The 11,022-nt window shown below is 32.3% G+C and carries 4 protein-coding genes; 1 reads left to right on the forward strand and 3 read right to left on the reverse strand.

Translation table 11 applies throughout. The features are described 5' to 3' along the window. Positions 1–381: 381 nt before the first annotated feature. The 3 genes from T410_RS16565 to T410_RS14650 form a co-directional block, all read right to left on the reverse strand. Positions 382–5,328 carry an S-layer family protein gene (locus T410_RS16565; protein WP_051929449.1) on the reverse strand — a complete coding sequence of 1,649 codons (4,947 nt, stop codon included), beginning with the start codon at positions 5,326–5,328 and terminating at the stop codon, positions 382–384. Positions 5,329–5,681: 353 nt separating this feature from the next. Next, entirely contained in the window at positions 5,682–6,914 is a 1,233-nt protein-coding gene (locus tag T410_RS14645) for a glycoside hydrolase family 1 protein (RefSeq protein ID WP_051929450.1), read from the reverse strand. 15 nt (positions 6,915–6,929) lie between these two features. Next, positions 6,930–9,836: a TonB-dependent receptor gene (locus T410_RS14650; RefSeq protein ID WP_035673121.1), complete on the reverse strand. Its 2,907-nt coding sequence runs from the start codon at positions 9,834–9,836 to the stop codon at positions 6,930–6,932. A 310-nt stretch (positions 9,837–10,146) separates the two neighbouring features. Between T410_RS14650 and T410_RS14655 the strand changes: the two genes are divergently transcribed. Then, entirely contained in the window at positions 10,147–10,833 is a 687-nt protein-coding gene (locus tag T410_RS14655; protein ID WP_035673123.1) for a hypothetical protein, read from the forward strand. Positions 10,834–11,022 lie beyond the last annotated feature (189 nt).

The raw sequence follows: 11,022 nt of genomic DNA on the forward strand, positions 1-11,022 counted from the left end.
ATACACTGATAATCTGATAAATAGTAGTTGTTTTTTTTCTAAAAAAAACAATTTTATCCTTTATGTTTAGGACCTTATTTAAAAAATCGGCAGTTTCTAATGTTTCTGTTTCTAAAAAAACAAAACTGACCAAATCTGGAGTCCAAACAACGTTTTTGAATATCCCTTTAATAACTTTGATTTTGCAGAAGGATTCCTCATTTTTATTTTTTTTATTATTGAAACAAACTGAAATATTTATCTGAAAATGGGTTTGTTCAAAACAAAAAAATGATGCTTTTAAGGAAACTGAACTTTACTATTTCTATTTATAATTTAAAAAAAATAAAAAGGCCGCCAAAATTGGCGGCCTAAAAATATAGGATAAGAAATAACCTGAAATTATTCCTTGATTAATTTTTTAACAATCACTTCATTACTTGAAGAATTTACTATTTGAACGATATAAATTCCATTCTTTAAAGAAGATACATTTTGGTTTATCATATTTACACCAATTTCCAATTGAATAGAACTAGGATTAACAACCATTGTACCATCCAAAGAGTAAATCGCGATTTCAACTACACCCACTTCAGAAGCAGTAATGTCAATATTGAAATCACTAGATACTGGATTAGGATACACTTCAGTAGCAGTTATAGCAATTATTTCTTTACTTGTTGAAGCTAATTTAGCAACTGGACAAGCAGTACTTGTTAATGTAATTGATTTAACAACACTAGAAACATTACATGAATTTTTAGCAGCAACTGTTAATTTATTTGTAGTTTTTGATGAAAGAACTGCAGCGAAATCAACAACAACAGAGTTAGTACCTTGACCAGATACAATTACCGTACCATCAGCAGGAGTCCAAACATAATCAGTAGCTCCAACAACTGCAGGAACTGTAAAAGTTTGATTAGCACATCTTGTAAATGTTGTTCCTCCAGAATTAACACCAATTGCAGGCATCAAAGTAGATAAAACAAGTGATTTGTTAGTAAGACTGTTACCAACTCCGTTTACTGAAGTTATAACAATAGATTTTGGAGCAGTAGTAATAGCCACAAAACCAGCAGGATATGTTACTGTGAATGTTAAATCACTTGTAGCTAAAACATTTGAAGTATTACTTGCATTAGCATCAGAAGTTACAACTGAACCTGTTGGAGCAGTAATAACATAAGAATTAGCTAAAGGAGAAGCAGTAATAGTATAGTTGTAAGAACTGTTAGCACACAATCCAACTATTTGACCTGTTACAGTAGCTACTGCAGCAGGAACAGCTGAAGTTAATTTTAACAATTTAGCTGTAGATGAAGTTGCAGGAACCATTGTACCATTAGTAGCAGTTACAGAAGATCCAATACCGTTTACCGCTTTAACACCTAAGTATAATGAAGTTGTACCAGCAGCAACATCTGCAAAATTAACTGTAATTACATTTGAAGTTCCTCCAGATAATTGATTCACACCAATTGGCAATTCCCAAGCATAAGAAGATGCAGTTGCAGAAGCAGTTGCAGTTACTGTGAATGGAGTAGTTGTCCCTATAAATTTACTGATTACTGTTACAGCTGTATTAGTACTAACTGCGTCGTTAGTTACTTTTATTGCAGCAGGAGCAGCAGGCAAAACAGCTGTTAATGTTAATAATTTAGCTGTAGAAGCAGTAGTAGGATTTACAGCAGTTGCATTAGCAGTTACTGAAGCACCTGTACCATTTTTAGCTTTAACACCAATTCTCAATACATTTGTTGATACAGGAACAGCAGCTGTTGTAGTATAATTAAACGTATTTGCACTAGTTACACCAGCAAAATTAACTGTAATTACATTTGAAGTACCTGAAGTAACACCAGATGTTGTAGTAGCTCCTGATAAAAGAGTAACACCTGTAGGCAATTCCCAAACATAAGAAGTTGCAGTAGCAACTGGAGCAGCAGTTATATTTAATACAGTAGGTGTTCCCATGTATTTAGCAAATGAAGTTACTGCAGTAGGAATTCCAGTAGTAGGCAATGGTAATAAAGCATCTGTAACTTTCAAAGTAGTAGGTGCAGCAGGTAAAACTTTAGTAAGTGCTAAAGTTTTAGCAATACTATTACAACCTGACGCATTTACAGCAGCAACAGAAAGGTTACCTATTGAACCCGCTCCAACAGGAACATTTTTAAAGTTAACAGTTACGGTATTTGTACCTTGACCAGAAACAATATTAACTCCTAATGGTGCAGTCCATAAATAAGAAACAGCATCTACAACATCTGCAATAGAATAAGTTGCTTCAGTAGTAGTACCTACTAAAGCTCCTTGAGCAACAGTTCCAGTAATAGTTCCTGGAGTACCTAATATAGGAGTAACATTAACAACAATTTCAGCTCTTGGACCTTCTGTACCATCAGCATATACTTGAGAAACAAAATACGATTTTGTTGAAGGAGCAGTTGTAGTTACTGGAACTGGAGCTGCAGTTAAAACCGTAGCAATAGTAGCAGTACTATACCATTTTAAAGAAACACCACCATTCAAAGTAGCTGTTAAAGCAGTAGCAACTGTACCTTTACAGATATTAAATGGAGTAACAACAACTGGAGAAACTTTAGAAACTAAACCAGTAAAGTTTGAATTAGAAAGCGCAGCAGAACCTGTAGCTGGTCTATAATCTAATCCTGTGTAAACTGTAGCATCAGCGTTGTATGGCAAAGTTAACAAACCAGCACTTGCAGTTTGAGTAGTATTTCCATTAGCAGCATACCAAGATGTCATGTTAAATGCAGGATTATTACCAGCTGTAATAGTACCTGGAGAATTCACTTGAAGTACTTTTGAAGTTGTAACAATACCAGCTAAAATATTATTTTTAAATTTCAATTCATTAGCAACTGCATTATTTTCAGCAGCTACACCATCAATATGAAGACCTTCTTGAAAATCCATAAAGATTGAATTGTAGATACTCAATTTAGAAGCTCTTCTTATTCTAGCTCCTCTTTTAAATCCAGAAGCTAAAGTACCACCATTTGTTAAGGTAACACGGTAAGATGGCCCTATCAAAGTACAGTTTGTAAAAATTGCACTTGTGTAAGGAGATACAGCTGTTCCTCCTGCATTGTTATCAGACTCAAAACCTTCTGAAGTAGAAACAGACGGAGCATCAGAAATTTGTGGATCTCTAATAGCTAAAGCATATTGCACTTTACCACTAAATCCGTTATCCGTATCAAAATCGTCATCTAAGTTTCTATAAGACACTAAGTGTTTACAGTTTACTGCACCACCAAACCATTCAAAAGCATCATCATTAGCAAAAGATACTTGTACATAATCAATAGTAGTTCCACTACCAACAGCTCCCATTGTTAAACCGTTGATTTCACTGTTTGGAGCATAAACATATCCACCAAATTCAATTCTTACATATTTCAATGTTCCTGAATTATCAGTATCATCTGGAGTTAAACCTCCACCATATTGAGTATCTGCTGAAGCAGTGATACCTTCAATATTGTTTATACCATTATTCAAGTTAAATGAACCATTACCTAAAAGGATAATTCCTCCCCAATCACCTTTGCTTCTAGAACCAGCAGCATTGTTTGAAGTAAATACAATTGGACTTGTAGCAGTACCAACAGCATTAATTTTAGATCCTTTAGTAATAATCAAAGATGCACCGGCACCAGCACCTCTAATAGTAACACCTGGCTGAATCGTTAAAGTAGCACCATTTTTAACATAAGTTAAACCTTGTAAAAGATATGTATTACCTGTTGTCCATGTAGTATTTGTAGTGATTTCTCCACTTACAGTGATTCCTGTTGAAGAGTAAACCGCATTTTGAGGATCGTAGTTTGTCCAACCGTTTGTCCACATTGCTGTAGGAGCTGGAGCAAAAGCACCTCTATAAGAAGTAAATTCAATAGCATCAGCAACCACTGGAGTAGCCACTAATTTTCCTGTAAAAGCACTATCTGTAAAATCAGAACCTTCTTCAACAATGGAACCTGAAGCAGGTCTATAATCTAATCCTGTATAAGTGGTAGCGTCAGAACCATAAGCGTTTGTCAACAAACCTGAATTTGAAGCAACAGTTGAATTACCATTAGCAGTATACCAGTTTGTCATATTGAATGCAGCGTTATTACCTACAGTAATAGTACCTGGAGAAGTTACTTGTAAAACTTTTGAAGTAGTAACAATACCAGCTAAAATGTTGTTTTTAAATTTCAACGTTCCCGCAACTGCATTATTTTCGGCAGCTACACCATCAATATGAACTCCTTCTTGAAAATCCATAAACAATGAGTTGAAGATTTTCAATTGAGACGCTCTTCTAATTCTAGCACCTCTTTTGTATCCTGTTGCTAAAGTTCCACCATTAGGTAAAGTAAGACGGTAAGATGGTCCTATCAAAGTACAGTTTGTAAAAATTGCACTTGTGTAAGGAGATACAGCTGTTCCTCCTGCATTGTTATCAGACTCAAAACCTTCTGAAGTAGAAACTGATGGATTATCAGAAATTTGTGGATCTCTAATTGCCAAAGCATATTGAACTGATCCGCTATATCCGTTATCAGTATCAAAATCATCATCTAAATTTCTATAAGAAACTAAGTGTTTACAGTTTACTGAACCACCAAACCATTCAAAAGCATCATCATTAGCAAAAGATACTTGTACGTAATCAATAGTAGTTCCACTACCAACAGCTCCCATTGTCAATCCGTTGATTTCATTGTTAGGTGCATAAACATATCCACCAAATTCAATTCTAACGTATTTTAATGTTCCTGAACTATCCGCATTATCTGGAGTTAAACCTCCACCATATTCTGTGTATACAGAAGCAGTTAAACCTTCGATGTTATTCACACCATTATTCAAGTTGAAAGCTCCTTTACCTAAAAGGATAACTCCTCCCCAATCCCCTTTGTTTCTAGAACCAGCGGCATTGTTTGAAGTAAATACAATTGGACTTGAAGCAGTACCAACAGCATTAATTTTAGCGCCTTTAGTGATTACTAAAGCTGAACCTGCACCAGCTCCTCTAACAATAACACCAGGTTGAATCGTTAAAACAGCATTGTTTCTTACATTAATAAGACCTGCTAAAGAATAAACTTTACCAGTAGTCCAAGTCGTGTTAGCAGTAATATCAGCACTAACATTAACAGTTGCAGTACCGTAAACGGTATTCTGCGGGTCATAATTTGTCCAGTTGTCTGTCCACATCGCTGCGGGCGCTGGAGCAAAAGCACCTCTGTAAGAGGTTTGTTCAATTTGAGCACTTACCATATTCACGATAAGGAACAAAATTGCAATCAAATAGTTTTTTTTCATTTTTTCTGTTTTTTGTTAAACAGGACAAATCTATACTTAAGTGTAAAACTGAATGCCAACTAAAAATTAAATAAACGAAACATTTAAGTAAATTGATTGTTACGAAATTTAACAAATTGTAAAGAACTTATTTTAAGAAAAAAAATAATAGCTCTAATCTACAACAGTTACATTCAGAAGTTAGATTTAATATAACTACCTGTAAATAAGACGCTAAAAAACAAACCTTTTTAGGCTAAAATCTTAAGTACAGTAGGGTAAATTTTAAGATATTGGGGTATTTGTTAGGCAAATCACCGTATGTCCAATAACCAAGAAACGACATAATACTAACCCGTTAGGCGTAATTAATATTAGGTTTTAAATTCTTGTAATCTTGAAACAAAATAACCATTGACTTTGCCTCCACTTTTTTTGGCATTAAGCATTTGACTCAAACAAGACTGTATTCCATTTGTTTTTTGAACACCTATAGCAACATCCAAATCAATTTCTTCAAGAGGCAGTGCAACATTCTCAACAATAAATATTTTTTTTACGCCTTCATATTTGCTATACTTTTTTATAATAAGATAAATTAATTCATGGTAAATATGAAAATTTAAATGCGATTTATTAGCTCTAATTTTATCTTGTTTTAAAAGTTTAGCATTCAAATAAGGAGCGAATGAATCGTGAGTGGCTATTTCTCTTATACAATTTTGCAATCCTATAAAATCAAAATCTACTTTAATTAAATCATTATCACCAATGTAAGTATATTTAGAAACATTCTTCAAAAAAGGCAACGCCTGAATCGGATATCCTAATCCCAATAAAGGCTCGATAAAAGTTCTATTTAACAAGGCATCTATTCGTTCAGCAGCTTTAATGTCTTTATCACTATACGTATTTGAAACAATATAATGACATGAAAAAAAAGTTCCTACCTGAGCATTCGCCTCTATTTGTTTTATCGTTCTAAACCCAACAGATTGACAAAGTAGGGCATGATGTAAAGCAGGTAAAAAATTATTAGGCCCCTTCTTACCTGAAGAATCGATTCCCAAAAAATGACCGGCTCCAGTGAAAAAACAAGGTTCACTTAAGATAATCCAATAGGTAACCTTTCCCTTGAAAGCATTAACACAAACGGCCGTATAGTTTTCGAACCAAGATAAGACTTCGCGATTAGCCCAGCCCCCTTTAGTCTCTAATGCAATTGGTAAGCAAGAATCATACAACGTTACAAAAGGTTCAATTCCATTTGCGATACAAATATCAAGTATGTTGTGATAAAAATTAATAGCCTCTGTACTTATTTTTCCGGTTCCATCAGGGAGTATTTTAGACCAAGACAAGGAAAACTTAAAATTAGGAATTCCTAATTGTTTTATTAAATCAATATCTTGTTTGTATTTCTCTAATTGCATTCTGTAAAACGAAACATCAATAGTTGAATATTGATGTTTCGCATTTAAAAAAACAGGATCTTCTATATTTTTAGGTGCCAAAGGAGCACTAGAAGACATGCCCCAGAGAAAATTATCTCCAAAATCGTAGGTATCTAATAGTAATGCACTCTTATTTAAATTAGCTAAACTCATTTTAAATGATGATCATTAAAAATTATAAGTTGCAGATAATGAGAAACTTCTTCCAAATTTAGTTTTCCAAATAATATCATCTTCCGCTGCATTATAACCATCTTGATAATGAAAATCTCCTGTGAAAATTTGATTAGCTAATGTTTCCAATGAACCATATTTAACACTATTTCTATAATTATTTTGATAAAAAATCAAATCCTGAGCCAATATATTTTGAATATTAAACTTTACTTCAAGTTTATTATTATAAAATGATTTTGCAATTTGCACATCTAGAAAAGTTCTTCCTTTTTCCCAAATTGCAGGTTTTATTTCACTGGACGCATATGTAATCCTGTTTCCTGCTTTATTAACATTTGTAGATAATGCCCAGCCATTATCTTTGTTAAGATACTGCAAACCTGCATTAAAAATATAAGGAGATTGTCCTTGCAAAGGTCTTGATTTCTCAGTGTTGGCAGAATTAAAATTCGAAAGATCAACTTTAGATTTAATAACTGCTATATTCGAAAACAATGTAATGTCATCAAAAACAGTTGTATTTTCTGATTTAAAAATTGAACTCAACAACGTTCTAAATTCCAATTCGACTCCGCTATTTTTAGCACTATTTGCGTTTCTGTAGGTAACTGTTTTATTATTTACCTCTTGTTGAATTTCTATAGGATTAGTGAATTTTTTATTGAAGTACGAAAAAGAAAATATTTGTCCTTTCCCTGGATACAATTCATATCGCAAATCTAGGTTTTGAATACTTGCAATTTTTAAATCTGGATTTCCCTGTGTAAAAAATTGAGTCGTAAAATCATAAAAACCAAACGGAGCCAACTCTCTAAATTCAGGTCTATTCAATGTTTTTGAATAACTCAATCTAAGATTTTGTTTTTTATTAATCGAATAAATAAAATTAGCCGAAGGTAATATATCTGTTTGGTGATTATTAAGTGATAAATATTCCGTTTCGGTTAATCGGGAATCAATAGTTTGAACATACTTCTCATAGCGTACACCCCAAACTAATCGAAAACTTTTATACCTATTATCTAACATAATATATCCAGCATCCAACTTAGAGCCAGCGCTGTAAGAATCCGTATACTTTGTAAAATCAAATAAAGTAAAACCATTTTTTCCAGGAGAAATCACACCCATATTTGCGATAGAGAAAATAGAACTATTAGGAAGTGCCAGTAAAGAATAATCAAAATTTCCTCCTAAAGTTAAGGTATTGTACTGCAATTGACGAGCGAAAAAATTCCTTTCCCTAGTTTGACTAGAACTCCCTATTTTTATTTCATTTACTAAGTCATCTCCAATGTTAAATTTCTTTGATAAATCAAATTTAAAGCCAGAAATATTTTCTTTATTTTCAGAAAAAAACATACCTCCGCCGTAATCAGGACCACCATTATTATTAGCAATCTCAGCGTTAGGAATTGTTTCACTAAGATCAGTACTATTTGGATTTGTAATAGAATATATATTTCTTCTTAAGTTTGGAATCGATCTATTGATATCACTGTAAAACCCGGTCCAAGTGAATTTAATTTTAGGTTTAGAAAAATAATGATCACCATTTAATTGTCCGGAATAAATTTTATTACTGGTAAACCATCTAACATTTGCAGCAATAACCCTAGTATCATTTACATCTTTTTGACCATATCTGTCTACAAGCAAATCACTAGAATTGATACTGTAAATATTTTTTAGAGTTATAGAATGGTTTTCATTAAACTTGAATGAAAAATTAGCCAATGCTGATGTTAAGACCTGCTCGGTGTAATTTTTATCAGCAAATTTCGATAGTAAAACTGAAGGTAAACTTGGGTCTGGATTATCATAATCATTCCTTACCGTTTCGTTATAATTATTAGTCTGGTTATTGGAAACCGAAAACAAAACACCTATAACTTTATCATTAAAATCAAAATGATGACCTATAGTATATTGAAAATTGACATTTGGTTTAAATCTTTTATCCTGAATACTCCAATCCGACTCAAAAGATTTAGCTAAAGCCGCCTTTTCTTGATAGGTCAACGAATTAAAAACTTCACTAGTAGGAATTGATGAAGGCAAATTTCTAGCACCATTATCAAACCCTAACCAATCTGTACTGCTTCCTTTGTAGCTTTTTTGAGTTTTAAAAGTCGTAATTGTATTGTATCCAGAACCAATTGTTATGGATTGGAAATTTTTATCGGGAACTGATTTTGTATTGATTTGAATAACACCTCCTGCAAAATCTCCCGGTAAATCTGGGGATGCAGTTTTAGTAATAATTAAGTTATCCAACATATTAGAAGGAAAAACATCAAAAGAAAATGCTTTTCTATCAGGCTCAGAACTTGGTAATGGAGCACCATTCAAGAATGCTGCATTGTATCGGTCATTCAAACCTCTAATAATAACGAATTTGTTATCCTGAATACTAGCACCACTGATACGTTTCAAAACATCGGATGTAGTTTTATCCGGAGTTCTTTTAATTGTTTCTGCTGAAATACCATCAGATACACTTACACTATTTTTTTGCATTAACAATAATGACTTAACTGATTCCGTTTTAGCTCTAGTTTTAGTAATGACAACCTCTTTAAGCTCATTTTTATTTTCAACAAGAGTTATATTCACAAAAGTTGTTTCGTTAGTCGTTGTAACTACTTCAGAAATAATTTTAGGCATATATCCAATATAGGAGAAGTCAATATCATAATTCCCTAAAGCAACATTTCTAAAAATAAATTTTCCTTCTGAATCAGTAGAGGTACTTAATTTCAATTTTTTAATCATAACGTTGACTCCCGGTAAAGACCTACCATTAGAATCATCTAAAACAGACCCACTTATGGTAGAATTCTGACCAAAAAAACACTGCGAAACCATTAAAATAATAAATGTGTAAAAAAACTTCATGTTTGATTTTTTAATTATAATCGCAAAATAAATACAAAAACCAAGAAGGAAGGTTAACTTAAAATTAACAATTTATGATTTATAATTTCAAGCAAAAAACACAATAAAAAACAAACAACAAAACACTGATTTACAATATTTTAAATACTAAAAAATCACCTTTATTTCAAAAAATTTGCTCTGTTTAAAACCAGAAAAAGGATTGAAAAGTCTGTAGAATGTTTAGAAATTGTTATATATACTCCCCCCTTGATTTATTGAGAAAATAATTAAATACATTTGCGAAATAGTTCCAACCGAAATTTTTTTTATGAAAAGCAACAAACTCATTATACTATTTTTATTTGCCTTAAATACTGTTTTTTCTCAAGAGAAAATAGATAATACAATCACAAAAGTGAATCATAATAAATGGTCAATAGAAATAGGTACAGGAATCAGTAATGGTGTTAGACCCTATACTGATGGATATTTCTCAAGTAACAATAATAAATTATTCAATGATTTTAAAGTGAATTCTTTTACACTTGGAGCCAGATATAATTTTTCTGAAATTATCGGTTTAAAGATGGATATTTCTTTTGATAGATTCACTAATAGTAAAGATAGCCGCAGCACCCCTTTCGAAGTAGCTCAATACAGGACTTCTATTCAAGGTGTTTTTAACCTCAATAGTCTTATCAAACCAAAAAATGAATCTAGATTTAATTTATTTTTTCATACTGGTTTGCATCTTGCAAAACTAAAACCTATCGAAACAAATTACAATACAAAAATTAGTAATGGGGATAACTATGGAGGGATAGTTTTTGGAATTACACCCACAGTAAAAATTTCAAAAAAAACCTCTTTATTCGTGGATATTAGCTCGTTTAGCAATTATGGACAAAATTTAACTTGGGATGGTAACCATTCTAAAGTAAATAATAACTCGAATGGACACATGATTTCAGGCGTTTTTGGAGTATCATTTTCTTTAGAACAAAAAACAAAGTAAAAACATGATTTAGAAGCAGTAAACAACGTCAAACTTATACAATGCTTCTGAACGTTAATTACTTTTCTTATTTTTACAGCCATTTCAAATAACTATTTTAAAATAGTTTATACGAGATTCCAAATTTAAAATAAAACTAAAAATCTACTTTTTTATTCTATCTATCAAACTACATAAAGTCGATGCAAT

Origin of the sequence: Flavobacterium sp. 83 (genome assembly GCF_000744835.1) — a bacterium.
Lineage (GTDB): Bacteria > Bacteroidota > Bacteroidia > Flavobacteriales > Flavobacteriaceae > Flavobacterium.